The organism is Streptomyces sp. EDA2-14 (assembly GCF_054963755.1).
Window position 1 is genome coordinate 114,519 of sequence record NZ_JBUEGE010000009.1, and the last position, 24,653, is coordinate 139,171.

At 69.3% G+C, this 24,653-nt stretch carries 20 protein-coding genes; 5 read left to right on the top strand and 15 right to left on the bottom strand.

Annotated elements, in window-relative coordinates; translation table 11 throughout:
* Positions 1-4: 4 nt before the first annotated feature.
* Positions 5-1,030 (bottom strand): ABC transporter permease, encoded by a 1,026-nt coding sequence (locus ACY34M_RS22485; RefSeq protein WP_462719810.1) that lies wholly within the window; start codon positions 1,028-1,030, stop codon positions 5-7.
* Entirely contained in the window at positions 1,030-2,718 is a 1,689-nt protein-coding gene (locus ACY34M_RS22490) for an extracellular solute-binding protein (protein WP_462719811.1), read from the bottom strand. The genes ACY34M_RS22485 and ACY34M_RS22490 overlap by 1 nt, the downstream gene beginning before the upstream one ends.
* A 239-nt stretch (positions 2,719-2,957) precedes the next feature.
* Between ACY34M_RS22490 and ACY34M_RS22495 the strand changes: the two genes are divergently transcribed.
* From ACY34M_RS22495 to ACY34M_RS22505, 3 genes are all read left to right on the top strand, one after another.
* Entirely contained in the window at positions 2,958-5,762 is a 2,805-nt protein-coding gene (locus ACY34M_RS22495; protein WP_462719812.1) for a glycoside hydrolase family 3 C-terminal domain-containing protein, read from the top strand.
* Between the two features lie 221 nt (positions 5,763-5,983).
* On the top strand, positions 5,984-6,733 hold the full coding sequence (locus ACY34M_RS22500) for a DUF2470 domain-containing protein (protein WP_462719813.1): 750 nt from the start codon (positions 5,984-5,986) through the stop codon (positions 6,731-6,733).
* A gap of 11 nt (positions 6,734-6,744) precedes the next feature.
* Entirely contained in the window at positions 6,745-7,590 is an 846-nt protein-coding gene (locus tag ACY34M_RS22505; RefSeq protein WP_462719814.1) for a siderophore-interacting protein, read from the top strand.
* Here the strand turns inward: ACY34M_RS22505 and ACY34M_RS22510 are convergent.
* On the bottom strand, positions 7,562-9,316 hold the full coding sequence (locus ACY34M_RS22510) for a glycosyltransferase family 2 protein (protein WP_462719815.1): 1,755 nt from the start codon (positions 9,314-9,316) through the stop codon (positions 7,562-7,564). The two genes, ACY34M_RS22505 and ACY34M_RS22510, sit on opposite strands and share 29 nt — an antisense overlap.
* Positions 9,317-9,516: 200 nt before the next feature.
* On the opposite strand from ACY34M_RS22510, the gene ACY34M_RS22515 reads away from it, so the two are divergent.
* Complete coding sequence (locus ACY34M_RS22515; protein WP_462719816.1) at positions 9,517-10,443, top strand: FkbM family methyltransferase; 927 nt, start codon at positions 9,517-9,519, stop codon at positions 10,441-10,443.
* Positions 10,444-10,449: 6 nt separating this feature from the next.
* Here ACY34M_RS22515 and ACY34M_RS22520 read toward each other — a convergent pair whose 3' ends face one another.
* Complete coding sequence (locus ACY34M_RS22520; RefSeq protein WP_462719817.1) at positions 10,450-11,724, bottom strand: MFS transporter; 1,275 nt, start codon at positions 11,722-11,724, stop codon at positions 10,450-10,452.
* 183 nt (positions 11,725-11,907) lie between these two features.
* Here ACY34M_RS22520 and ACY34M_RS22525 point away from each other — a divergent pair, with 183 nt between their 5' ends.
* Positions 11,908-13,065 (top strand): tyrosine-type recombinase/integrase, encoded by a 1,158-nt coding sequence (locus ACY34M_RS22525; RefSeq protein WP_462719818.1) that lies wholly within the window; start codon positions 11,908-11,910, stop codon positions 13,063-13,065.
* Positions 13,066-13,154: 89 nt separating this feature from the next.
* On the opposite strand, the gene ACY34M_RS22530 is transcribed toward ACY34M_RS22525, so the two are convergent.
* The 11 genes from ACY34M_RS22530 to ACY34M_RS22580 form a co-directional block, all read right to left on the bottom strand.
* Entirely contained in the window at positions 13,155-13,481 is a 327-nt protein-coding gene (locus ACY34M_RS22530; protein ID WP_216718566.1) for a helix-turn-helix transcriptional regulator, read from the bottom strand.
* Between the two features lie 104 nt (positions 13,482-13,585).
* Entirely contained in the window at positions 13,586-13,942 is a 357-nt protein-coding gene (locus tag ACY34M_RS22535) for a hypothetical protein (RefSeq protein WP_462719819.1), read from the bottom strand.
* The gene (locus ACY34M_RS22540) at positions 13,939-14,727 is read right to left on the bottom strand and encodes a hypothetical protein (RefSeq protein ID WP_462719820.1); all 789 of its coding nucleotides are present in this window, start codon (positions 14,725-14,727) and stop codon (positions 13,939-13,941) included. Before ACY34M_RS22540 ends, ACY34M_RS22535 begins: the two co-directional genes overlap by 4 nt.
* Positions 14,724-16,781, bottom strand: a complete 2,058-nt coding sequence (locus tag ACY34M_RS22545; RefSeq protein WP_462719821.1) for a hypothetical protein — start codon at positions 16,779-16,781, stop codon at positions 14,724-14,726. Before ACY34M_RS22545 ends, ACY34M_RS22540 begins: the two co-directional genes overlap by 4 nt.
* A complete protein-coding gene (locus ACY34M_RS22550; RefSeq protein ID WP_462719822.1) occupies positions 16,778-17,206 on the bottom strand; it encodes a hypothetical protein in 429 nt (142 codons plus the stop codon). Before ACY34M_RS22550 ends, ACY34M_RS22545 begins: the two co-directional genes overlap by 4 nt.
* 425 nt (positions 17,207-17,631) lie before the next feature.
* Positions 17,632-18,288 (bottom strand): CoA transferase subunit B, encoded by a 657-nt coding sequence (locus ACY34M_RS22555; protein WP_462719823.1) that lies wholly within the window; start codon positions 18,286-18,288, stop codon positions 17,632-17,634.
* Positions 18,285-19,082, bottom strand: coding sequence for a CoA transferase subunit A (locus tag ACY34M_RS22560; RefSeq protein WP_462719824.1), 798 nt, complete (start codon positions 19,080-19,082; stop codon positions 18,285-18,287). The genes ACY34M_RS22555 and ACY34M_RS22560 overlap by 4 nt, the downstream gene beginning before the upstream one ends.
* On the bottom strand, positions 19,082-19,474 hold the full coding sequence (locus ACY34M_RS22565; protein ID WP_462719825.1) for an acyl-CoA thioesterase: 393 nt from the start codon (positions 19,472-19,474) through the stop codon (positions 19,082-19,084). Before ACY34M_RS22565 ends, ACY34M_RS22560 begins: the two co-directional genes overlap by 1 nt.
* The gene (locus ACY34M_RS22570) at positions 19,471-20,373 is read right to left on the bottom strand and encodes a beta-keto acid cleavage family enzyme (RefSeq protein WP_462719826.1); all 903 of its coding nucleotides are present in this window, start codon (positions 20,371-20,373) and stop codon (positions 19,471-19,473) included. The genes ACY34M_RS22565 and ACY34M_RS22570 overlap by 4 nt, the downstream gene beginning before the upstream one ends.
* A 26-nt stretch (positions 20,374-20,399) precedes the next feature.
* Positions 20,400-22,553 (bottom strand): hydantoinase B/oxoprolinase family protein, encoded by a 2,154-nt coding sequence (locus tag ACY34M_RS22575; protein ID WP_462719827.1) that lies wholly within the window; start codon positions 22,551-22,553, stop codon positions 20,400-20,402.
* Position 22,554: 1 nt separating this feature from the next.
* A complete protein-coding gene (locus ACY34M_RS22580; RefSeq protein WP_462719828.1) occupies positions 22,555-24,651 on the bottom strand; it encodes a hydantoinase/oxoprolinase family protein in 2,097 nt (698 codons plus the stop codon).
* Positions 24,652-24,653: the final 2 nt, after the last annotated feature.

A 24,653-nucleotide genomic window follows, 5' to 3' on the forward strand; every position in this document is an offset into this window, starting at 1 on the left:
ACCCTCACTTCTTGTACACGCCTTGCTCGCCGAGCAGATGGGCGAACTTGTTGGCCGCCAGGACCAGGCAGATCCCGACCACGCCCTTCACGAGGCCGACGGCCGCCGCGTAGCTGAAGTCGCCGTTCTGGATGCCGGTGCTCCACACGTACGTGTCGAGCACTTCGGAGGCGCCCGCGCCCACCGCCTTGCGCTGGAGCAGGATCTGTTCGAAGCCCACGGTGAGCGCGTCGCCGACGCGGAGCACGAGCAGCAGCGCGATCACCGGGCGCAGCGCGGGCAGCGTGACGTGCCACAGGCGGCGCCACCGGTTCGCGCCGTCCATCGCCGCCGCCTCGTACAGCTCGGGGCTGACGGAGGCGAGCGCGGCGAGGAAGACGATGATGCCCCAGCCTGCGTCCTTCCAGACCATCTGCGCGGTGAGCAGGTACTTGAAGATCCCGGCGTCCGTCATCAGGTCGAAGCCGTCGACGCCGTGGTCCTGGAGGAGCTGCGCGATCAGCCCGGCCCCGCCGAACATCTGCTGGAAGACGGTGACGACGAGCACCCACGAGAAGAAGTGCGGCAGGTAGAGGATCGCCTGCGACAGGGCCCGCACCCGAGGCCTGATCACGCTGTTGATGAGCAGGGCGAGCGCGATGGGCACCGGGAAGAACAGCAGCAGCTGGATGACGAAGAGGACGAGGGTGTTCTGCAGCGCGTTCCAGAAGTCGGAGTCCTCGACCATCTTCTGGAACTGTTCGAGGCCGACCATCGGCGAGTGCAGGATCGCCGTGACGCCGTTGGTGGAGACGTACGGGTTGTAGTCCTGGAACGCGACGACGTTGCCGAGCAGCGGCAGATAGTTGAAGACGACGAGCAGGCCGATCACCGGCACCGTCATCAGGATGAGCGTGCGGTCGCGGCGCAGCCGGGTCCGCCGGGTGACTCCGTCGGCCGGGCGCGCCTTCCCACTGCGGCGGCGCTCCCGGATCCGGACCGCCTTGTCGGCGGGGGCGGTCCGGGGCGGGCGCTGGGCTTGCAGCGCCATCAGGCGGCGCCGCCGTCCGCGCCGTTCTCGTCGAGCAGCTTCTTGTACCAGTCGCGCAGCTTGTCGCCGCCCCGCGACTTCCAGTCGCTGATGGCCTGCTGGACGTCGCCGAGCTTCTTGTTGCCGCGGACGAAGTCGTCCTCCAGCTGCTCGAACTTGTCCTCAAGGGTGGCGTACCGGGAGGGCTCGACGATCGTCATGCCGTAGAACGCCGACTTGGTGACGTGCTCGCCCGTCCGCTGCTGCCACTCGACCATCCCCTTGGTGACCTCGGGCAGGTCGGGATAGGCGAAGAAGGGGGCCGGGCCGGACAGCATCTGCCAGGTGTTGAGCGCCTGCGCGTTGCCCTTCTTCGTCTTCGTCGGGACGCCGTCCTTCAGGGTGAAGTGGGTGCCCTCCTCGCCGTAGTAGGCGAGCATGTGCTCCTTGGTGCCGACGGGCGCGGCGGCGTAGTTGGCGGCGGCGAGCGCGTTCTTCACCGTCTCCTTGGAGGCGTCCTTGCGGAGGAACGCCCAGACGTTGGCCGGGGTGCCCGCGTACAGCTTCGGGTCGCCGCCGTCGTGCCCGAAGATGTCCATCGCGGCCATCTCGAAGTCGGGGAACGCCTTGCTGCCCTGCATCTCCGCGCTCTTGCCGTACCAGGCGGTGATGTCGGCGTTGTACATCATGACCTTGCCGGCGGTGAAGCGCAGCGAGCCGTCACCGGTCTGCGACTTGGCCTCCGGGTGCACGACCCCGGCCGCGAACAGCTTGCGGGTCCACTCCAGGGCCTCCAGGTACTCGTCGGTCTCCAGGCGCTTGACGAGCTTCTTGCCCTCCAGCTTCCAGCCGAGCGCCTTCTCGCTGCCGCCGAGCGAACCGAAGAAGTTGAAGGCCGACCACTTCATGTCGTCGCAGCCGTACACCCCCGCCTTCTTGCTGGTCATCTCCTTGGCGAGGTCGAGGAACTCCTGCGCGGACTTCGGCGGCTCCCAGCCCTTCTTGTCGAAGAGGTCCTTGCGGTAGAAGGGCGCGATGTTCGGGAGGTACGAGTACGGGTACGGGATGCCGCGCAGCTTGCCGCCGAAGATGCCGCGCCGCCAGGCGTCCTCCGGGATCGCCGCCAGGTTCGGGTAGTCGCGCACCTTGCTCCCGGCCAGGTACGGGCCGAGGTCCATCATCTTCGCGACGAGCGCGGCGGGGATCTTCCCGGACAGCTCCCAGCCGGGCACGATCAGCACGTCGGGCAGCGAACTGGAGGCGAGCACGGCGCCGATCTTCTCGCCGTAGGTGTTGCCGTCCTGGTTCTGCCAGCTCACCTGCACACCGGATGCCTCGTTGAGCGCGGTGTAGTACTCGCAGTCGGCCTGCGGCGGCGGCCCCCAGAACGGGGCCATGATCTTCACCTTGCCCCCGGTGCCGAGCTTCTTCGGCACCGACGTCTCCAGCTTCGACAGCTCCACCTTGCCGGTGAAGCCGACGCAGGAGCCGTTCTTCGACGCGATGTCGGGGGTGACGATGGAGCGCGCCGCGTACGTCGGCAGCAGCTTCTTCGCCGACTTCCCGGAGGTCGTCCCCTCGCCCGTCTCGGCGGCGCCGCCGCACGCGGTGAGCAGCGGCGCGCCGCCGGCCACGGCGACGGCGGCGACCGCGGTGGAGGCGAGGAAGCTTCTCCGACTGGGCGCGGAGGCAGGGGAGTTCGGCGTCATGGGAGCAACCCTTCAGGGAGCACGCGTCGCGCAAATGTCGAAGCGCTTCGATGTTGCAGCGAGGTTAAGGGAGCGCTCCCACGGCGACAAGACAAGTGCGTCAAAATCCTGAACGGGCTTTCGCGTCCGCCTACTTGACACCTGATGACCGCGGTACGGAGCATCGAAGCGCTTCGAAGCGGCCTGCTTCCTCTCGTCGACCGCTCCGTCAACCGCTCCTCCGGCCAAGGGATCCGCCTGTGACCGAACTGCCCGCACCGCCCCCCGACGGCAAGCGCGTCGACGAGCTGCTCGCCCGGCTCTCGCTCGACGAACGCATCGCGCTCCTGCACCAGTTCACGCCCGGCGTGGAGCGCCTCGGCCTCGCCGCGTTCCGCACCGGCCAGGAGGCGCTGCACGGCGTCGCGTGGATGGGCGCGGCGACCGTCTTCCCGCAGGCCGTCGGCCTCGGCGCCACCTGGAACGACGAGCTGCTGCGCCGGATCGGCGACGCCGTCTCCGCCGAGGCCCGCGCCATGCGGCGGAGCGACGACCGGGTCGGCCTCAACGTGTGGGCGCCCGTCGTGAACCTGCTGCGCAACCCGCTGTGGGGCAGGAACGAGGAGGGCTACGCCGAGGACCCGCACCTCACCGCCGCGCTCGCCACCGCGTTCACCCGCGGACTGCGCGGCGACCACCCCGCGTACTGGCGCACCGCCCCCGTCCTCAAGCACTGGCTCGCCCACAACAACGAGACGGACCGCGACACCTCCAACGCCTCCGTGCGCCCACGCGTGCTGCACGAGTACGACCTCAAGGCATTCCGGCGGCCCGTCGAGGCGGGCGCGGTGGCCGGTGTCATGCCCGCCTACAACCTCGTCAACGGCCGCCCCAACCACGTCTCCCCGCACCTGCGCGAGCAGTTGCGGACCTGGACCGACCAGGAGCTGCTCGTCTGCTCCGACGCCGGCGCGCCCAGCAACCTCGTCGACTCCGAGCACTACTTCGACACGCACGAGGAGGCCGTCGCCGCCGCCCTGAAGGCCGGCGTCGACAGCTTCACCGACCACGGCACCGACTCCTCGACCATCGTCGGACGCCTGCGCCGCGCGTACGACCAGGGGCTGATCGACGAGGCCGACATCGACGGGGCCGTGCGCCGACAGCTCGACGTGCGGGCCCGGCTCGGCGAGTTCGCCGACATCGACCCCTTCGACCGGGCGTGGGACTTCGACACCGACGCCCACCGCGCGCTCGCCCAAGAGGCCGCCGAGCAGGCGGTCGTGCTGCTGAAGAACGACGGCCTGCTGCCGCTCGCCGACGGCGCCCGGATCGCGGTCGTCGGCCTGCTCGCCGACGCGTGCAGAACCGACTGGTACAGCGGCACCCTCATCCACCGCTCGACACCCCTCGACGGGCTGCGGGAGCGGTTCGGCGTGGACCGCGTGACGTACGCGGAGGGCGTCGACCGGGTGCGGCTGCGGTGCGCCGACGGCTGGCTGCGGGTCCCCGAGGCGCCGGAAGCCGCGGCGCCCTGCGCGAGCGCCGCCGCCCTGGACCCGGCCCTGGTCGCGGGCCGCACCGACCTGCCCCCGCTGGACGTGTCGCAGGCCGAGGGCACCGAACTCGCCCTGATCGACTGGGGCAACGGCGTCCTCACCCTCCGCGCGCCCGACGGCCGCTACCTCTCGGTCGCCGACGACGGATACGTACGGGCCTCCGCCGAGCGGCCCGGCGGCTGGATCGTCCAGGAGACGTACACGCTCGAACCGCACGGGAGCGGTCACCTCCTCAAGCACGCCGGGACGGGTCGGTACGTGTCGGTCGCCGCCGACGGCGCCAAGGTTGCCGACGAGGGCACGGTTTTCCACCTCGACGTCGTGGAGCGCGGCGCCGCCGCCGTGGCCAGGGTCGCGGCCGAGGCGGACGTGGTGATCGTCGTCGCGGGCAACGACCCGCACATCAACGGCCGCGAGACAGAGGACCGCACGACCCTCGAACTGCCGCCGCAACAGGCCGAGTTGTGGCAGACCGCCCGCGCCGCCAACCCGCGCACGGCGCTGGCCCTCGTCTCCTCGTACCCGTACGCCGTCCCCGACGCGCACGACGGGCTGCCTGCCCTGCTGTGGACCGCGCACGGCGGCCAGGCGGCGGGCCGCGCGCTCGCCCGTGTGCTCGCGGGCGACGTCAGCCCGGCGGGCCGGCTCCCGCAGACCTGGTACGCGGCCGACACCGACCTGCCCGGACTCCTGGACTACGACGTCATCGGCTCCCGCCAGACCTACCTCTACTACGAGGGCACACCGCTCTACCCGTTCGGGCACGGCCTGACCTACGGGCGGTTCGTGTACGACGCGCTGTTCGTGTGCCGGCCTGACGACACCACCGTCGAGGTCACCTTCACCGTCACGAACACCGGGCCGCGCCCGGCCGACGAGGTGCCGCAGCTGTATCTGCGCGCGGTCGACGCCGCCGTGCCGCGCCCGCGCCGACAGCTCCTCGCGCACCGCCGCACCACGCTCGCCGCGGGCGCGTCCGAGCGCGTCACGTTCCGTGTGCCGCTCGCCGAGTTCGGCCACTGGGACGTCGCGCGCGGCCGCTGGAGCGTCGCCGAGGGCACGTACGAACTGCTCGTCGGTGCCTCCAGCGCGGACATCAGGCTCACCGAGACACTGCGCGTGGAGGGCGACCGGCCCCTGCCGCGTCCCGTCGCCACGGACGGCCTGGACGCGGCGACGTACGACGAGCAGCACGGCGGCATCGAGATCGTCGACCGCACGAAGACACACGGCGACGCCGTCACCGGCACGGGCGAACTCCGCTACAAGGACTGTGACTTCGGCGCACGAGGTGTCTCGCGCGTCCGGCTCGACGTCGCGGGCGAGGGCTCCGTGGAGCTGACCGACGACTGCCGCGTCGAGGTGCCCGCGACCGGCGGACCGTACGACTACGTCACCGTGGACGCCGCCTTCACCGCCACCGGGGTGCGCGAACTGCGCGTCCGGCTGCGCGGCGACGTCCGCCTCGCCCGGCTCACCTTCGTCCCGCGGGGGACGGACGCATGAGGTTCACCGACGGCCACTGGCTCGACGGGAGCCCGGCCGCGACGTACCGATTGCGCCAGGGCGCGGTGGTCGAGGTGGCCGGGACCCGGCTTCCTTATGAGGTACGGGAGTTGTAGGCAGGAGGTACCGGTTTTCCGTGGTCTCCGGGTCACCGGTGCCCCTGGGGTGACTCCACGGCCTCCGTGTGGGTAAGGTGAGCCTTACCTAAGTTTGGAGTGGAGATGGTCAACCCAGTGGCGCACCCGGAGCTCACCCCTGCCGAGCGGGCGCGGACGATCCTCGCCGCGGCCGACACCCTGACCCTGACCCTGACCACGCCCGATGCCCGGCTGCGACTCGACTGCGTCGGGCTCTACGCCGTGGACGCCGCGTCCCGGCTGATCCTGCTCGACCCCGCCGACGCGCGGCTGACCGAGGCACTCGCCACGGCTCCGCACTCGGGCCATGCCGCGTACGCGGAGTTCACCGACGTGGCCCCCGTCGTCGTGCGCGACCGGGTGCGGGCCCGCCTCGCGTTCAGCGGGCGCCTCGCGGTCGCGGGCCCCGACACCCTGGTGTTCCGCCCCGCGCGGGCCGCGTTCTCCGGCGACGACTCGGTGCGCGTCCTCGACATGACGGAACTCGCCGCCTCGGCGCCCGACCCGCTGGCCGGGGTCGAGGCGGAACTGCTCTCGCACCTGGACACCGGCCACGCGGACCTGCTGGTCCAACTCGCCGAACTGGTCGCCGGGGCGGACCTGTCCGATGTCCAGGACATCCGGCCCGTGCGCCTGGACCGCGGCGGCCTCGTCCTGCGCCTCGAACGCGCCGAACCGCAGGGCTCCGAAGGCGCCGGGGCGCTCGGACCCGAAGGTGCCGGGGCCCACGACGACATCCGGGTCGGCTTCCACGCGCCCGCCATCGGCCCGCACGAAGTGGGCCACCGGATCCAGGAACTCCTCGACGTCGCGGCCGCCCGCGCGCACCGCTGAACGGAGTCGCCATGCAGCGCGGCAACATCACCGCCACCCGCGTCAAGCCCGAGTCGGCGCAGCCCCTGCGGCTGCACGTCCTGCGCAGCGAACGCCTCTCGCCGCACTTCGTCCGGGTCACCCTCGGTGGCGGCGACATCGCGGACTTCCGGCCGATGGGCTACGACCAGTGGTTCCGCCTCTTCCTCCCCGCGGGCCCCGACGCGGCCGCCTCGCTCGACCGGATCCCGGACCGGCTGACGGCGCTCAGCTACCTGAAACTCCTCGGCGGCGCCAAGGAGACCCGCCCCGTCCTGCGCAACTACACGGTCCGCGCCCACCGCGCCGAAGGCCCCGAAGGCGCGGAACTCGACGTCGACTTCGTGCTTCACGGGCACGACGACGACAGCGACGCCGATGCCTCCGCGGGCCCCGCCGCGACCTGGGCCCGCACCTGCGCCCCCGGCGACGTGGTCGTCCTCGTCGACGAGGGCACCGGCTTCAATCTTCCCGACGGAGTCCGCCGCGTCGCCCTCGCCGCCGACGAGTCCGGCGTGCCCGCGCTCGCCGGGGTCCTCGCCTCACTGCCCGCCGACACCGAGGGCTGGGCCGTCGCCGAAGTGCCGTCCGCCGAGGACCGCCAGAAACTCACGGCGCCGCCCGGCGTCGAGGTCGTCTGGGTCGACCGGGACGACGCGCCGTCGGCCGTCCCCGGCGCGACGGCCCTGGAGCGGGCCCGCCAACTGCCGCTCCCCGAGGAGCCGTTGTACGGCTGGGCGGTCGGGGAGTCGGGGCTCGCCACCGGGCTGCGCCGGCACTGGGTGGCTCAGGGCGTGCCCAAGGGCCGCATCATGTTCTGCGGTTACTGGAAACACTGAGCGCCCGCCCCTGCGGGGCCCGCTGCAGCTGGTCGAGCGCGGCCGACACAGGACCCGGCTCCCGGCCGGGCGCACCCAGCCGCCGGTACCGGTCGCGCAGCGCCAGGTACGCGGCGGCGGGCAGCAGGCGGCGCAGCGCCGGGACCGCCATCTTGGCGACACCGTGCAGCGGATGCCGCTGCGGCGCGGGCCGGGGCCGCTCGACCGGTGCGGGCTTGTCGGGGTCCGGCACGGAGACCTTCAGCCCGGACAGGCGCGGTGAGCTGAGCCAGCCGCCCACGTTCAGGCGCAGACACACCTGCCACGCGCCGGGCTCCAGCGGACCGGAGACCTCGTCGACGCCGCCCGGGTCGATGGTGCAGTCGGTCGCCCAGTGCATCTCCCACAGGTCGGGGTCCGCGGCGTGCGGCGTGGGCTGCAACGTGGACGTCCCCGTGGTCACCACGAGCTGGGTGCCGCCCGCCTTGTGGTGCACGAGCCCCTGCGCCTTGGCCTTCTTGAGCGGCTGCGTGAAGTCGAGCGCCGGGGCGATGCCGGGCAGCGCGTCGAGGGGCGCGGGCGGCTGCCAGGTCCACCGCACCCGCTTCTTGCCGGACGCCGTCGTGTGCACCGTGCGGCGGAACAGCAGCGGGCTGCTCTCCCCGGTCTCCGGGTCGGTGCGCACCAGCGCCGTACGCGTCCGGACGCGGAGCACCCCGTCCTGCCACGCCGTCTCCTCGACCTTCGGCAGGTGCCGCACCTCGCTCTCGAAGCGGGCGTAGGCGTGGATCGCCTCGTGGTCACCGGCCCGGCAGAGCCTGGACAGCACGCGGAGACGCTCCGGCAGGTGGCGGTCGACGGCGGCGGGCAGCTCGGCGGCGAGATCGATGACGTGCTGCCGCCAGTCCGCGCGACGCTCCTCCTCCTGACCGAGGAAGCCCTTCCCGGTGAGCCGCTTCAGCGCTTTGCTGCCGTACCAGTTGGCGGTGAACCGGTGCCGCAGGTCCTCGTCCTCGATGTGTGTGTCCGGGGCGTGCAGCAGCGCGATGATGCGCCGCACCGAGTCGATGTAGGGGCCCGGCTCGATGGGCGTGTAGCTGATGTTGTGCTTGCCGCCGCGGTGCCGCACCCAGTGGTACGTCGTGTAGTCCGACACGGTGCTGACCTGCTTGGCCAGCAGATAGGCCCGCAGCGTGAACAGATGGTCCTCGAGCCGCACCCGGCCCTCCGCGAAGCGCAGGTCGTGGTCGAGGAGGAACTGCCGGCGGAACAGCTTGTGGACGGTCATGCTGCCCAGCAGCACCGGGTTCTCGCGCACCGAACCGCGCGCCAGCGGCCGGGCGAACGGGGCCCGCGGAGCGCCGCGCCCGTGCCCCGCCATCCGCCCGACCACGATGTCCGCGTCGGTCTCCTTGGCGCGGGCGTACAGCCGCTCCAGCGCCTGCGGGGCGATCCAGTCGTCGTCGTCGACGAAGTGCACGTACTCGCCGCGGGCGCGGGCGACGCCGGTGTTGCGGGGGCGGCCGGGCCAGCCCGAGTTGGTCATCGGGACGACCTGCATGTTGTCCTCGCCGGCCAATTCCCTTTCCAGGAATGCGACGGTGTCGTCCGTCGAGCCGTCGTCCACGTAGAGCACTTCGAAGTCCGTGCGGGGCATGGACTGTTTCCGCAGTGCGTTGATTCCCACCAGGGCGTCTTCGCCGGTGTTGTGGGTCGGAACGATAACCGTGACTTTTAGGGGGATCATGTGATGGTTCAATCCGTGCGCTCGGACCAGTTCCGAGGAGATGCCTCGCAACCTAGCAGCGTTTACTTATTTCACAGGAAACGCACATCCATGGTCGCGCGGCGATATGAACATCGCACGGAATGCGGAGGGTCGCTGCTTCGGGTGAAACCGGCCGGACCACGACCGGGTTCCGGGGCGGTTCTGTCACGGTGTCGGACATGGCTTCTCTGTACCGGACACTGCTGAACGGCCTCACCCGGACCGGCGCCCAGGTCATCGACCTCGCCCCCGGAGCTGCGGTCCTTGTGCACCGGCGGCACGGGAAGTGGACCAGTACGAATTTCGGCGAGGGGGCCCATCTCGTCGTCGACCGGCGGAAGTCGCTCCTGGCGGAGGGGGACTTCCAGAAGTCGGCGTCCGACTATCTCTGCTGTCGTCACGTCGCCGAGATGCTCGACCACTACGGAGTGAACTGCGTATTCGACGTGGGTGCCAACGTCGGACAGTACGGAAAACGGCTCAGGCAGTTCGGCTACAAAGGCCGCATCGTATCCTTCGAGCCCGTTCCGCGCTTCCTGGAGAAGCTGCGTGCTCGTGCATCGGGGGATCCGGACTGGCACATTTTCCCGTGCGGGCTCGGCCGTTCGGAGGAACGTCGCCCCATGTACGTCGAGTGGAACACCATGAACTCACTGCTTTCCCCGAGCGACTACGGGAACGCGGCGTACAAGCGGTTCACCAAGGGCGGCACGGAGGAAATCCAGGTCAGCCGCCTCGACGGCCTCATGGACCAGGCCCTGGCCGGCATCCGCGACCCGCGCCCCTACCTCAAGATGGACACGCAGGGGTACGACCTGGAGGTCTTCGCGGGGGCGGGGGAGCGCATCGGCGAATTCGTGGGTCTTCAGTCGGAGGTCGCGCTGCTGCGCCTGTACGAGGGCAGCCCGCGCATGGAGGAGGCCATCGCCGCCTACGAGATCCGTGGCTTCGAGGTCACCGGCATGTACCCGGTCACCCGCGAGAAGGGCTCCGGCCGGGTCCTCGAGTTCGACTGCGTGATGATGCGGGCCGCCGCGGCCCCGGTGCCGGTTCCGGACTCGGGGGAGCGGCGGCCCGCGGGCGTCGCGCAGCCGTCGGGGAGCTGACCGCCCTCAGCGCTCCAGCTCCTTGTGGGCGCTCTCCGGCAGCCGCAGATACACCACGGAGGACACGAGGCACAGCACGGCGACGTACCAGGGGAACAGCCCGCTGTGCCCCAGGTCCTTGAACAGCGTGCCCATGTACGGCGCCGTGCCGCCGAAGAGCGCCACCGTCAGCGAGTACGGGAACCCGATCCCGGCCGCCCGCACCCGCGCGGGGAAGATCTCCGCGTTGACCGCCGCCGAGATCGACGTGAAGCCCGTGAGCAGCACCATGCCGGCGCACTGCGCGAACAGCAGCGAGGCGAACGAACCGGTCAGCGAGTGCAGCAACGGCACGCTCAGCAGAGCGAATCCGAGGCCGAAGAACAGCAGCAGCGGCTTGCGCCCGAAGCGGTCGGAGAGCATCCCGCCGACCGGCTGCAGCAGCGCGAAGAACGCCAGCGAGATCGTCCCCGCGGTCAGCGCCTGCGACTTGTCGATGTCGGTGTTCAGCTCCGCGTACGTCGGCAGGTACGAGGTCCACGTGTAGTACGCGAGCGTGCCGCCCGCCGTGATGCCGCAGATGAGCAGCGACTGCTTCGGGTACTGACGCAGCGCGTCGAAGAGCCCCGGCCGCTCGTGCTCCTCGCTCCGCGTCTCCTGCGCCCCCTGCCGGATCCAGAACCCGACGAGACTGAGCACCGCCCCCGCGAGGAACGGCACCCGCCAGCCCCAGCCGTCCATCTGCCCCTCGGCGAGCGTGGCCACGAGGAGCGCGGCGACACCGGAGGCGATCAACTGCCCGATGGACGTGGACACATACTGGAAGGACGAGAAGAGACCGCGCCGCCGCGGCCCCGCCGACTCGACGAGAAACGTCGTCGACGCGGCGAACTCCCCACCCACGGACAGCCCTTGGAGCAGCCGCGCCAGCACGAGGATCACGGGCGCGAGCACCCCCACCGAGGCGTACGTCGGCGTGATCCCGACCAGCAGACTGCTGCCGCCCATGAGCAGAATGGTCACGGTCAACGCGGCCCGCCGCCCGTGCCGGTCGGCAACCGTCCCCATCAGCAACCCGCCCACCGGCCGCATGAAGAACCCGACCGCGAACACGGCGAAGGTGGAGAGCAACGGCACGAGCGAGTTGTCGGCGCTCTTCGGAAACACCTGATCGGCGATGTACGTCGCCAGGAACGTGTACGCGTACCAGTCGTACCACTCGACGGCATTGCCGACGGAGGCGGCGAGCAGCTGTCGCACCGGGTGAGCGGGAGGGGCCGCAGTCTTGATCGTCTCTGTCATGATCCTGACGCTAACCCCGGAAACTCCCAGCTCACACGCGGTTTGACCGAGTCGACACATTGATGTCACTCGGGCCGCACCGCCCCGGCCGACGAGCCGCGCCGTTTGGCGCGGCCGTAGATCGCAACCACAATCACGGGCGCTGAGTCAGCAAAAGGTCAGCAAGAGCCCGAGGTCAGTACATTGCCATCCATCCCCAAGCAGCTCGCCCGCGGCATGGGCACCTTCGCCAAGCCGTGCAGCTGCAGCCAGCCCACCCGCTGCCAGCACCCGTACTTCATCCGCTACCGCGATGCGTCCGGCAAGCAGCGGGAAGAGTCCGGCTTCCGCACGCAGGACGCCGCCAAGGAGCGGCTCGTCGAGCTGTACGCGCGGAAGTCCAGGACGCCGGCGTCCAAGGCGGAGCTCGTACGCCACTACGGGCAGATGCGGTTCGAGGACTTCGTCGGCGACTACATGGGGCGCCAGCGACGTCTCGCGTACGGCACGGCGTACGAATACGAGCACCTGGCGCGGAACCACCTGATCCCAGAACTCGGATCAAGGCGTGTGGAGACCTTCAGCCCGATGGTGGTGGAGAACTTTCTGACGACGATGGAGCGCCTCGGAACACCCGATCCCACCCAGTACAAGGTCTACGTCCTCCTCAAGACGCTCCTGCTCGACGCCCACCGCAAGGGTGCGATCGACGAGCATCCCCTGCAGGACGTCGACGCGCCGCAGTACGAGGCCGAGCGGGCCATCGTGCCCACCAAGGAGCAGATCGCCGACATCAAGGCGGCAGCCAACCACGACCGCTTCTCGATGTTCGTGGACATGATGGCCGGCTGCGGTCTGCGCAATGGAGAGGCGCTGGCCCTGAACGTGAACAACATCGTGGCCGACGACGTCTACCGCGTCACGGAGCAGGTCCACTACCGGACGAAGAGCCTTGAGAAGCTCAAGCACAGGAAGCGCGGGCAGTTTCGTGAGGTCCCGTTGCCACGCAGCATCCGAGAAGCGATCGAACGCTTCGTCGAACAGCACGGAACCACCGAGGACGGCTATGTCCTCCAGGGGACACGTGCGAAGCACATGAACCACAGCACGATCAATTACATCTGGTACCGGAAGCTGCCGGGCAAGGAGGTGGACATTCCCGAAGGCATGTCGATCTACGGGTACCGGCACTTCTTCGCGGCGAACTGCCTGGCGCACAACATCCCCATCACCGATGTCGCCGAGTGGATGGGACACAAAAGCATCGAGGTGACGTTCCGGATCTACCGGCATCTCATGCCGGCTTCGGTCGGCCGGGCTGCGCGGCTTCTCGACCGAGGTCTGCACGACCTTGCGGCCTGATGGAGACGGCGAAGACCTCGCCCATGGGCGAGGTCTTGAGGTTGACCGTGGCGGAGGCCTGGCGGCGAGGCTCCGGCGCCACTACTGGGTCACCCGAGGCGCTGTTGCCGAGCCCAAGTGTCGACGTCGGACACCTTGAACTGCAGCTTTGCGTTCCTGCCGGCACCGAACTTGTAGGCGGAGAGGCCCAGTCGTGGTGCGTCGCGATAGACCCAAGTGACGGACATGTTGAGGTATTCGGCAGTCTGTTTGGCGTCCATGAACTGCGGGGGCATGGGACCTCCAGATTCGGTGCGGGAGGCCAGCGTCCCCGCGAAGTGCGACTTGGTCCGGCTGGAGGAGACCTGGTAGGGGTACGCCACGTGGCTGAGTTCTGAACGCAGGTGATCGGATTCCTCGGGCGGGGCGTCGCACATGCTGAGTGTCTATCGGAGCACACCCCCTTGGTGTCCGACAGGATGGCAGCTGGCACTGGCGGCGGTCGCCGATCACAGCTTGAGCTGATTGTGCTGGGGCGAGGTCAGCCGGGAGCCGGACCCCATTCGACCACCCGGAGTCCAGCGTTCACCAACTGCAGTTCATCAACCTGCAGTTGCTGAAGCGGAGTGCTGCCGTGGCGTTTGAGCCAACGCTGCCTGCGTGTGCGCTCACGGGTGGAGAGTGAGTTCCAGTCGTCGTAGTGAAACCCCGCCTCGCGGATCGGTCTTGCCTCGCGCGTAGCCTGCTTCACGAACGCGAATTCATCGGGGCTGCGGGACAGGGTGACCAGGGCCCAGGCGGTGTCGTAGTCGAGTGATGGCCCGTGTCGGTGAATGAGGCGGGCGGTGCGCCACTGGCGCATCGGTGCGAGTAACCAGCGTCTCGCGTGGAGGTTCATGTCGTGTCTGCTCCAGGTCGGGCGGAGGGAGAGGTCGCCAAACGGGCTGCGGCGTGCTCTAGGTCTGTACTGCCGAGCGCGCGCAGGGTCTGGGTGAGGGCCCGCAGGAAGACTTCGCGCTGCTGTGGGGTTCGCATCTCGGCGAGCAACTGATCGACGAACCGGGCGACTTCGTCCTCCACGGTGTTGTGGGTGTGATCGCGCGGCGGGGTGACGCCTGCAGTCGCCTCCTGTACTTGATGGAGCTCGGCGAGTCGCTCCGGGTATTGGTCGATCCACCAGACGGTGCGTTGGTCGGGGTCGGACAGGACGCTCCGGAGGAAGTCGATGCGGCGTCGCATCTCCTCCCGTTCCAGATCTCCATGCTGGGTGCGCTTGAGGTGCTCCTCTGCAATGGACAGATCGGCGTCCGACAGTGTCAGCCAGGCCTCGCCGTGCACGGTGAGGCCTGGTTCGGGAGTGAGTGGTCGTGCGATGACAGCGTTGACTGCGTCCTGGGCCGCTGGTATCTCCAGAACGCTGTGGCGTCTGAGAATGCGAGTTGTGTGTCCACGCAAATGGGTTCGTGCGAGAGCGTCCGGTGCGTGGTGCTGGAAGGCAGAGCCATCGAGGCTCCATATGCCGCTGATGGAGACGGTGAAGTTGACGCTTGGTATGCGACTTGGCGCGCGCTCGTCGCGAAGACTGAAGGGGGTTCCCGTATCGAGGGTGGCCGGGGCCGACGCCGTCTCTTGCTCGAATGGCCCCGGCTCTGGGACGTTGCGGCGCCGGGCGAACAGACTCATGCTGCGGGCTCGTTCAACTCCCCGTCAGATTCAACCTGTTCGCCGACATCTTCGGCTCTGTTGGATGGTCGAGCTTCCTCTGTGGCAGGGGGCAGGATCCGGTTGAATACCTGAACGCGGCGATTCCGCCCCTCAGGCGTTGTCGCGCTCTGGCCTACTAGTAGATCGGCTGCGCGTGCGTCGATGCTGCTGCCGTTCAAGACCTCTACAGCGATGTTCACCGCATGGCTGTTGGGTACCGACGGCGTGTCCAGCCAGGTGGCCAGCGACTTCTTGGCCGCTTCAGCCGCGGGTTCATGGCGCCAGGCCGCGCGCCATCCTCGTACGAAGACGTGGTCCTCAATTCCCGGCCCGTCTTCGGCGAGCAGATCTTCCACCAGTGCCAGGGCGAGTGGTGCCTCGCCGGCCAGCTCAGTCAGCGCCAGAAACGCTCGTGTGCCGGCCTCTCGGATCCTGGCGTCGTTGCTCTCGGCCCAGTCGACTATCTCGCCCAGGACCAGTGGCCGGAGATCCGGCTCGGTAGCCAGGTCGCGTACTGCCTCCGCGACGGCCTGCGCTCCACGCTGGTCGCTGCGTCCTGCCAGGATTCGCAGTCGGGTCAGCGCGACGCGCGGGTACTCGTGCCCGAGCTGGCCAGCACATACCTCGGCCACGGTCTGGGCGAGTGCTTCGCTCAACTTCTCCTGGCCGGCGGCGTCGTAGAGGTACTTCCGAACCGCAACACCGACCCCTGGATGCATGGCAGTGCTCTCCAGCACGCCTGCAGCCAGGCGGCGCTGTGGCTCGCTGCCCGTGGCGATCCATTCCTTGACGATCCCCAGGACCGCCTGGCCTCCAGGCCCCGTGGCCAACTGTGTGAGCGCCGCAGCTACTTTTGGACGGTACTTCGCGGCGATGCCCTTCGGCGTAGTGATCTGCGAGGCCCAGCGTAGGAGGTCGCCGCGGAGATGCGGACGTTGGACCCAGACATGCGCGAGCACCGCCTCGTCCAGGCCGTGGCGCACGTCGCTCAGCGACAGTCCGTCGTTCTCGGTTCGTTCTGCTTCGATGATCTCAAGGCGCGCCTCCAGGTCGGGGCCGGCCAAGGCGCCACCGAGTGGCAGTTTCCCCTTCACTTGCTTGAAGAGTTCGTCAGCGGCGGCCATGACGACATCCGCAGGGAGTCCGTCGAGCAAGGCCGTCCCGATGAGCAGCGCACGGTCACGGAGATGCTCCGCGTCGTCGTGGTCCTTGAACCACTGCAGGAGATGTCTCTGCCATCCCTCGAATTCTTCCTTCACCTCGCCCTGACCGTCGTCGCCTGCCTCCGCGATGAGCTCGGCGAGCCAGACAGCATCGTCGGGGGCCGTGGCGGGAGTCAGCAGTCGGGCCAGATCGGCGGCCTCCTCCAGCCAGGGCAACCGCTCGGCCCTGAGCTGCTTGAGATGCGACCTGGACACGGCCAGTGCGGGAGGGGCCACATGCTCGATCCGCGGGACGTTCGCGAGATTGCGAGGCCGCCAGGCCGCTGGGGTGGCCAGGATCACCAGGTGGGCTCCGGAAGAGAGGGCCTCTTCCTGGTAGCTGCCCAGACCTTCGTAGAAGTCGCTGGGTAGGCTGCTGTAGTCGGACAGGTCAAGTACGAAGCCGTGCTGAGGTGTTGTGGGAAGCTGTTCAGTGCGCGGGCGGTCCCAGTCCAGGGTGAGGCTTTGGAGGTTCTTCGGCTCCACCCCGGCGTCACGCAGCACGCGCATAGCTGTGGTCCGGCGCCCGGTGTCGGCGGGGCCCGTGAGCACGAGGACGTTGTGCCGTCCCATCGTCGAGTTGAGTAGCCGGACTCCGCGTGCGACCTGCCGCTCCCCGTACGGGGAATCTCCCTCTGCGTGGACGTAGGCTTGGTCGACTAGTCGGGCCTCTTCCGCGTCGACAGCCACAGACTTCAGATACTGCCATTCGCGCACGTAGCGGTGGTGGTGCTCCTCGTAGTCCCCAGACACCTGCGTGATCACGCTATTCTCGGACGCCTCGGCTTCCTGCCGGACCTGCTCTTTGGCGTCTTTGCCCCCGGCGCTCACGATCGTCGCTCCGGGCGCACGGTGATCTGATCCCGGCCCACCTGTGTGATCCGGGACTTCCCTTTGGCCTTTGCCCGTTGACCGACCGCCCCCACCTGTGGTGCTGCATGCGCGTTCTCGGCCTGCCACTGCTTCACGTACGCGAGCAACTCACGGCCCGCCTCAGGGGCCTCGTCCACCTCGTCCTGTAGTCGCACAGCCCATGCGGCCGACAGGTCGGCGGCCTGGTCCTCGCGCTCGCCCTCAGGCGCGGACAGCAGTGCCTCGCGGTCGCGGTCGAGTCGGGTGAGCTGCCGGTCGCTTTCGTCCCCGAACCAGCGCCCAAGCCAGGTCCGGAACCCACGCCATCCATCCCCCGCCATGGCCACGACCAACGCCGACGCGGCAGCCGTCCCCACTGTGGCCAGTTCCCCTGAAACGTCCAAGATCACCCTCATCTCTGCGGTTTTGCAGCAACGAGGCCCATCTGTGCCCTTCGCGCCCCAGTGTTCATGAGAGCAGCGCAAAAGGTGGCGTATTCGTAACGCTATATGACCGGAAAGGAGGCACTCAGGGATACGGGTACTGAACCCGTGTATCCATAGCCACTCGGTGATCTCGTGCAGTCTCTTCATATGAGTCACTGCCACCGAACCCGCGAGTCCGCATCGGACACCCTGAACCGCAGTTTCGAGTTTCGTCCGGCACTTGTAGGCGGTGGCGCTCGAGCACTTGAATGACAGCGAGTTACTGGCCGTCGACGCGGCGAGTGCTGTACATGCTCGTCGACCATCTTCGGTCCGCGCGGTGATGTTGAACGCGGTCCGCGATGCGCCCGCACGGCTGTCCGTCCAGCCGTGCGGGCCGCTCCTCATGTGTGGCTCGTATCCCGGGCGATGGAATCGAGCACCAACGGTTCGGTCTTGGCTCGGACCTCGTCGAGAGCGACGTCCGGGGCGAGTTCGACGAGGCGCAGGCCGGCAGGGGTGACGTCCAGCACGCACAGGTCCGTGATGATCCGCTGAACGACGCCCCTGCCTGTGTAGGGCAGGGAGCACTCGTTCACGATCTTGGGGCTGCCGTCACGGGCCACGTGTTCCATCAGGACAACGACCTTCTTGGCGCCGTGGACCAGGTCCATCGCGCCGCCCATCCCTTTGACCACCTTTCCGGGGATCATCCAGTTGGCGATGTCGCCGCCGGCGGAGACCTGCATCGCGCCGAGCACTGCCGCGTCTATCTTGCCGCCGCGGATCATCCCGAAGGACGTCGCGGAGTCGAAGAAGCTCGCGCCGCGGCGCACCGTCACCGTCTCCTTGCCGGCGTTGATGAGATCCGGGTCGACCTCTTCCTCGGTCGGGTAGCGGCCCGTTCCGAGGATGCCGTTCTCCGACTGCAGCACCAGTTCCACATCGTCGGGGACGTAACTCGGGATCATGGTCGGGAGACCGATGCCCAGGTTGACGTAGTCGCCGTCCTTGAGCTCTACGGCGGCGCGCGAGGCCATCTGTTCGCGTGTCCAGCTCATCGCACGGATTCCTCCTTGTCTCCGGTGCCCCACGTCTCGTCGGGCCGCAAAGTCCGCTTCTCGATTCGCTTGTCTGCAGCCTGTTCAGGCGTGAGGGCGACGACCCGATGGACGTAGACGCCAGGTAGGTGCACCTCGTTGGGGTCGATGTCGCCGGGCTCGACGAGATGCTCCACCTCGGCGATCGTGGTGCGTCCGCACATGGCCGCGAGCGGGTTGAAATTGCGGGCCGCGTCCTTGAAGACGAGGTTGCCGTGCCTGTCGCCCTTCCATGCGCGAACCAGGCCGAAGTCGGCCACGATGGCGTGCTCGAGCACATGGTCGATGCCGTCGAAGGTCGCCACCGTCTTGGCCGGGGAAGCCACATCGACGGTTCCGTCGCCCGCGTACTTCCAGGGCATGCCGCCGTCGGCGACCTGGGTGCCCACGCCGGTGCGTGTGTAGAACGCCGCGATGCCCGAACCGCCGGCCCGCATGCGCTCGGCGAGCGTGCCCTGCGGGGTCAGCTCGACCTCCAGCTCTCCGGAAAGGTACTGCCGGGCGAACTCCTTGTTCTCGCCAACGTACGAGGCCACCACCCGGCGCAGGCGACCCGCGCTGAGAAGGAGTCCCAGACCCCAGTCGTCCACGCCCGCGTTGTTGGAGACCGTCTCCAGTTCGTCGACACCGGTCTCGAGAAGGGCGCGGATCAGTACGGCGGGGATGCCGCACAACCCGAACCCGCCCACCGAAAGGGTGCTCCCGGAGCGGATGTCGGCGACCGCCTCGGCGGTGGAGGTAAGGACCTTGTCCATCACGCGGCCTCCGACGACGGCGCCAGGCGCTTCCGCAGTGCCTCGGGAACGGTGGTCGGGCGGCCCTCGAAGTCGACGTGGACGACCGAGTGTTCGCCACGCACGCAGACGCCGTTCGGGCCGATGACGTCCCAGGTGTAGGTGATGGAGGAGTTCCCGACATGTTCGACCTCGAGGCTGACGGTGTACTCATCGCCCGCCATCAGCGGCTGGTGGTACGAGGCCGCGGTGGCGCGGCGAGGGAACCTGCCGATGTCGATGTCCGGGATCACCTCCCGGTACAGAGCGTGTTCGGTGTTCTCCGCCCACCGGTACGCCGCCGTGTAGTGGTAACGGCCGGAGGCATCGGTATCGGACCAGGCGACGATGCCAGAGGCGGTGTAGACGCTCATGTGGTCACCTCGTCGAGCTGCTTGAGGCCCAGCATGTCGCGTGCCTCGCTGGGAGTGGCGATCTCGTAACCGAGTTCGCGGATGATGCGCACGGCGCGCTCCGCCAGCTCCAGGTTGGTGGCGAGCCGACCGCGCGAGTAGTAAAGGTTGTCTTCGAGACCGACTCGCATGTGGCCGCCGAGGAGCAGGCCATGGGTCGTCGCCGGAAGCTGGGTCGGTCCGATGCCAGAGACACCCCAGACCGTTCCCTCCGGCAGGTGTTCCACGAGCAGTTGGAGGATCTTGGGGGTGTACGGCAGGCCGCCTTGGAAGCCGCGCTGGCCGCCGAGGACGATGTTGCAGTAGTACGGCGGGGAGTCGAGGCCCTCGGCGGTCAGGGTGGTGAAGTCGGACATGATGTGCCCGAGGTTGAAGACCTCCCACTCCGGCTTGATGCCGCGCTGGGTCATCTGATCGAGCAGCCAGCGAGTGCGCTTGGGGGTCGTCGTGACGAGATACTCCCGCTCGGGGGTGCTGGCCGTGATCGTGTGCGAGTCGAGGGTGGCCATCTCGCAGCTGACGCCCTCGATGCCCTTGATCCTCTGGTGCCAGTCCAGCTCCCACAGTTCGTCGCTGAGACGGACCGGCATGTCGCCGTGGATGCCGCCCCCGGTGGAGTTGTTGATGACGATGTCCGTCCGGGCCCGGATCAGGGAGTTGATCTCGGAGTAGACATCGGGGTCACAGGTGGCCAGGCCGTCCTCGCGGCGGGCGTGGACGGCGACGACGCTCGCGCCGACCTCCCAGCAGCGGGCCACGTCATCGGCGATCTCCTGCGGAGTGACGGGCAGGTGAGGGCTCTGTTCCTTCGTGGCCATGCCGCCGGTCGGGGCGATCGTGAGAATGATCTTTCGGCTCATCGGATGTCTCCCGTGGTCGTCCCGGCTCAGCACAGCGGGCTGAGGTCGAGTTCGAGGTCGTGGAACGGTTCCTGGTCGGCGAGATGTACGTCGACCGCGAGCAGGGCGCCGGTGCTGGGACAGGCCCATCCGGTGACCGTCAGGTCCGAGTGGAGGGTCGCGCCGACCGAACGGGGCAGCGTCAGAGCGAAGCGGTGTGCGCCCTCGCGCCACCGGGTCGAGTCGGTGGCGAGCACGACACCCTCGGGGGTTTGGACCTGGACCTGCCCGGTGGACGGGGCCCGCGTGAGCAGGAGACGGTCGCCGAGTCGCACTGTGCCGTCGGAGGCCGCCTCGGAGACGGGCAACGGATCCTTGACGGCCGCCGGTTCGACGCCCAGTCGGGCGGCACGCCGCTGGCGGCGGGCGGCCGACGTGGCGGTCTCGTCGACCGCGTCGCCGTCCCCGTCGAGCACCACGCCGTACGTCTCCCGGGCTTCGTCGCGGGTGACCAGGCCGTAGTGGATGTCGTCCAGGACGTCGGCGGGGTCGCGGTCGAGCGGATCACCGATGCCGCCGCCGCCCTGCCAGGAGACCTCGAACAGGTCCGCCGGCGTCATCGGGAAGGAGCCGGGCTTCGGCCCGAGGTGCTGGGTATTTCCCTCGCCGGCCCGGAACCGCTGGTTGATCATGGAGCCGGGCAGGCCGCCTCCCAGCCCGACGGAGTTCGGCACCTCGGCCCCGTGCGTCATCACCAGCGCCTCGGCCCGGGGCACGGAGACGGTGATGCCGACCTCGGCGCCGAGCCCGCCACGGCGGCGACCGGCGCCGCCGGTACCGGGCGCGAGACGCCGGTAGTGGTAGAAGAGCGGGTTCTTCTGCTCGTTGACCTCCACGTCGGCGATCGAGGGGCACGGCGCGTTGATCGGCCCGGCCGCGTTCTGCCCGTCGTGGTCGGCGAACGCGCCGAACCCACCGGCCAGCGGGTCCATCAGGTGCAGGCCGAACACCTTCCCGTGCCGGTCGCGGCCGGACAGGTTGAAGGTCGCCATGGTGCCGCTGCTGACGGCCTGGGCACGGTGCGCGTACTTCGGCGAGGCGAGCAGCAGCCGGTTGAGCGCCGCGGAGACGACGTTGCTGACGGTCCAGACGGCTTCGACGGTGGCGGACCCGACCGGCGCCGGAGGCACCGCGGTGCACACGAGACCGTCGGGCGCCGAGATCTCCACCGGGCGCAACAGGCCCTCGTTCCAGGGGATGCCGAAGCCCAGGGTCGGAATCACCGCGCCCGCGACGCCGCCCGCCAGGCCCGCGCGGGAGGAGTTCACGAACCCGTTGGCCTGAGGGGAGGAGCCGGAGAAGTCGAAGTGGAGACTGTCACCGCGCTTGGTCAGGACGCAGTCGATGACGAAGAGCAGGTTCTGCTTGCCGTCGTGCTCCAGGAAGTCGCGGGTGTGCACGACGCCGTCCGGCAGTTCGCGCAGCCGCGCACGGACCAGGGTTTCGGCGTCGTCGACCATCGTGTGCATCACCGAGAGCACGGTGGACTTGCCGTACCGGCGGCAGAGCTCGGTGAGGCGCTCGGCCGCGACGTTCAGGGTGGCGATGAAAGCCCGGATGTCGAGGCCCACCTGGTCCGGCAGGCGCGACGCCGTGAGGATCATGTCGAGCACGTCCTGGCGCAGTTCACCGCCGTCGACCAGCTTGACGGCCGGGATGCGCAACCCCTCCTGCCACACCTCGGTGGCCTTCGGTGACCAGGAGGCGAAGTCCATGCCGCCGATGTCGGTCTCGTGCGCCATCACCCCCGCCCAGCCGAGCAGTTCGCCGTCGACGATCAACGGCGCGCACATCTGCACGTCGTTCTGGTGCAGGGCGCCGATGAACGGGTCGTTGCCGATGATGCGGTCGCCGTCCTTGAGCCGGGTGCCGTTGCCCAGCAGGTGACGGATGAGGGAGCCCACCGGAGGAGCCTCGAAGGTCACCTGGTGGCCCATGGTCACGAACGCGCCGTCCGGCAGGTAGATGCCCGTGAAGAAGTCGCTCGCCTCCGTCACCGTCGGGCTGCCGCTGACGGATTGCAGCGCGAGCCGCATCTGGTCGGTGATGGCGATGAGCCTGCTGCGGACGACCTGGCGGATCACCGGGTCCGTACTCGCGTCGTCCAAGGAGACGGGGGCCACCTCGATTGCGGAGGTCATGTCAGTTCACCTTCACGTGGATGAGGCCGAGTGCGTCCGTGGTGGCGACCCCGTCCGGGGGGACCACCACGACGCAGCCGGGGAGCTGGACGAGCGCGGGACCGGCGATCTCCTGACCGGCCGCGGGACGCCGGACGCTGTACACGACGGTCTCGTCGGGGTGCGCGGCGTCGTCGAACACCACCGGACGCGTGCCGAGCCGGGTGAAGGGCTCACCGGTGCCGTGCCCGTCCGCCGCGGCAGACGGAAGCGCCGCCACGGAACGGACCGAGAGGAGTTCGAAGCCCGCTTCCCGGAAGCCGGAACCCTTGCCCCACAACTGCTCGTACTCCTCCTCGAAGCTGCGCAGAAGCTCCGCGAGGGCATCCTCGTCCGGGGAGGTGGGCACCGTGACGTCGACGTGGTGGGCCTGGCCGAAGTAGCGGATGGACGCGGTGTGGGTGACCGTGCCGAGCGCGGGGTCGGGGAGCGCCGCGACAGCACGCGCACTCGTGTCCGCGAGGGCGTCGGCGACCACGCGGGCGTCCTCGGCGCTCGGGCCGACCTCCGAGAGCACACGCCGGTAACACGTGCGCGACGACGTGGTCTTGAGATCGGACGTGCCGGCTCCGAACGCCGACTGGGCCGTGGCCGTCGGCGGCACGATGAAGCCGGCAAGGCCGGCCTCGCGGCACAGCGCCCACGCGTGCGACGGGCCGGATCCGCCGCCGGCGACCAGGGTGAACTCCCGCGGGTCGTGACCGCGTTCGATGGTGACGGCCCGCAGCAGGTCGGCCATCGCGTTGTCGAAGACGACGCGTATCGCCCTGGCCGCCTCGACGGCGTCGAGCCCGAGCGGCGCGCCGACGCGCCCCGCGATGGCCCGTTTCGCGGCCTCACGGTCGAGGACGATGCCGCCGCTGCCGAACTGCTCCGGGTCGAGCACCCCGAGGACCAGATCGGCGTCGGTGGTCGTCGGCTCGGTGCCGCCCTTGCCGTAGCAGACCGGACCCGGCTCGGCGCCCGCGCTGCGCGGTCCGACGTTCAGGACCCCGCCCTCGACCGCCGCGATCGAGCCGCCGCCGGCGCCGATCGAGGCGATGTCGATGCTCGGCACGCGCATGTCGGCGCCGCCGAAGGTGACTTCGTCGCTCATCAGGGCGACGCCGTCCGCGACGACGCCGACATCGAAGCTGGTGCCGCCGACGTCCATGGTCAGGACGTTCGGGGCACCGAGTTCCGCGCCGAGCTTCTGCCCGGCGACGACGCAGGACGCCGGTCCCGACAGCAGGTTCGACACCGGCCGCTCGGTGACGGTCCGCGCGGGGACCACGCCGCCCGCGCTCGTCGTCATCATGATCGGGGCGGTCATGCCGAGCGCGGCCAGCTGCTCCTCGAGGAGGGTGAGATAGCGGCCCTGCACCGGGCCGAGCGCCGCGTTCGCCACGGTGGTCGAGGCGCGCGCGTACTCACCCACCGAGGGCGCGATCTCGTGCGAGAGGGACAGGAAGGCGCCGGGCAGCTTCTGCTCGACGAGCTTGGCGACGGCGAGTTCATGGGCCGGGTTCTCCGTGGCCCACAGCAGGCAGACGGCCACGGCCTCCACGCCCAGGTCGCTCAGGCGGCCGAGCGCATCGAGCACGTTGGCCTCGTCCAGCGGGGTGCGGACGGTGCCGTCCGAGTCGATGCGTTCGGTCACCTCCACGACCTGGGGGCGGGGCACCAGCGGCGCCACCTGGCCGCGCAGGTGGTAGTCGCCGAGGTCGAGGCCCTGCAGGCCGGCGGTGCCGCGGCGCAGCCGGCCGATCTCCAGGACGTCGCCGAATCCGGCGGTGGTGATGAGCCCGGTCTTCGCCGAGCGCCCGGTCAGCAGCGAGTTGAGGCCGACCGTGGTGCCGTGCCCGAACCGGGTGATCCGGGAGCACAGTTCCCTGGTGTCGAGGCCGACGGTCTCGGCGGCGAGACGGACGGCATTGATCACACCCGTCACCACGTCGGAGGTGGTCGGGGACTTGCACACCCAGGACTCGCCGTCGGGGGAGCGGAGCCACAGGTCGGTGAACGTGCCACCGACGTCGGTGCCGATCGTCCAGCCGGGGGCGGGGGATGGAGTGGTCATGG

What these genes read in the sequence shown, in the direction of transcription:
- ACY34M_RS22570 (WP_462719826.1), bottom strand. Translation starts at nt 20,373, where the DNA reads ATGAGCCGAAAGATCATTCTCACGATCGCCCCGACCGGCGGCATGGCC.
- ACY34M_RS22490 (WP_462719811.1), bottom strand. Translation starts at nt 2,718, where the DNA reads ATGACGCCGAACTCCCCTGCCTCCGCGCCCAGTCGGAGAAGCTTCCTC.
- ACY34M_RS22510 (WP_462719815.1), bottom strand. Translation starts at nt 9,316, where the DNA reads ATGATCCCCCTAAAAGTCACGGTTATCGTTCCGACCCACAACACCGGC.
- ACY34M_RS22565 (WP_462719825.1), bottom strand. Translation starts at nt 19,474, where the DNA reads ATGAGCGTCTACACCGCCTCTGGCATCGTCGCCTGGTCCGATACCGAT.
- ACY34M_RS22535 (WP_462719819.1), bottom strand. Translation starts at nt 13,942, where the DNA reads ATGAACCTCCACGCGAGACGCTGGTTACTCGCACCGATGCGCCAGTGG.
- ACY34M_RS22530 (WP_216718566.1), bottom strand. Translation starts at nt 13,481, where the DNA reads ATGTGCGACGCCCCGCCCGAGGAATCCGATCACCTGCGTTCAGAACTC.
- ACY34M_RS22540 (WP_462719820.1), bottom strand. Translation starts at nt 14,727, where the DNA reads ATGAGTCTGTTCGCCCGGCGCCGCAACGTCCCAGAGCCGGGGCCATTC.
- ACY34M_RS22505 (WP_462719814.1), top strand. Translation starts at nt 6,745, where the DNA reads ATGCAGCGCGGCAACATCACCGCCACCCGCGTCAAGCCCGAGTCGGCG.
- ACY34M_RS22515 (WP_462719816.1), top strand. Translation starts at nt 9,517, where the DNA reads ATGGCTTCTCTGTACCGGACACTGCTGAACGGCCTCACCCGGACCGGC.
- ACY34M_RS22575 (WP_462719827.1), bottom strand. Translation starts at nt 22,553, where the DNA reads ATGACCTCCGCAATCGAGGTGGCCCCCGTCTCCTTGGACGACGCGAGT.
- ACY34M_RS22485 (WP_462719810.1), bottom strand. Translation starts at nt 1,030, where the DNA reads ATGGCGCTGCAAGCCCAGCGCCCGCCCCGGACCGCCCCCGCCGACAAG.
- ACY34M_RS22560 (WP_462719824.1), bottom strand. Translation starts at nt 19,082, where the DNA reads ATGGACAAGGTCCTTACCTCCACCGCCGAGGCGGTCGCCGACATCCGC.
- ACY34M_RS22580 (WP_462719828.1), bottom strand. Translation starts at nt 24,651, where the DNA reads ATGACCACTCCATCCCCCGCCCCCGGCTGGACGATCGGCACCGACGTC.
- ACY34M_RS22500 (WP_462719813.1), top strand. Translation starts at nt 5,984, where the DNA reads ATGGTCAACCCAGTGGCGCACCCGGAGCTCACCCCTGCCGAGCGGGCG.
- ACY34M_RS22520 (WP_462719817.1), bottom strand. Translation starts at nt 11,724, where the DNA reads ATGACAGAGACGATCAAGACTGCGGCCCCTCCCGCTCACCCGGTGCGA.
- ACY34M_RS22555 (WP_462719823.1), bottom strand. Translation starts at nt 18,288, where the DNA reads ATGAGCTGGACACGCGAACAGATGGCCTCGCGCGCCGCCGTAGAGCTC.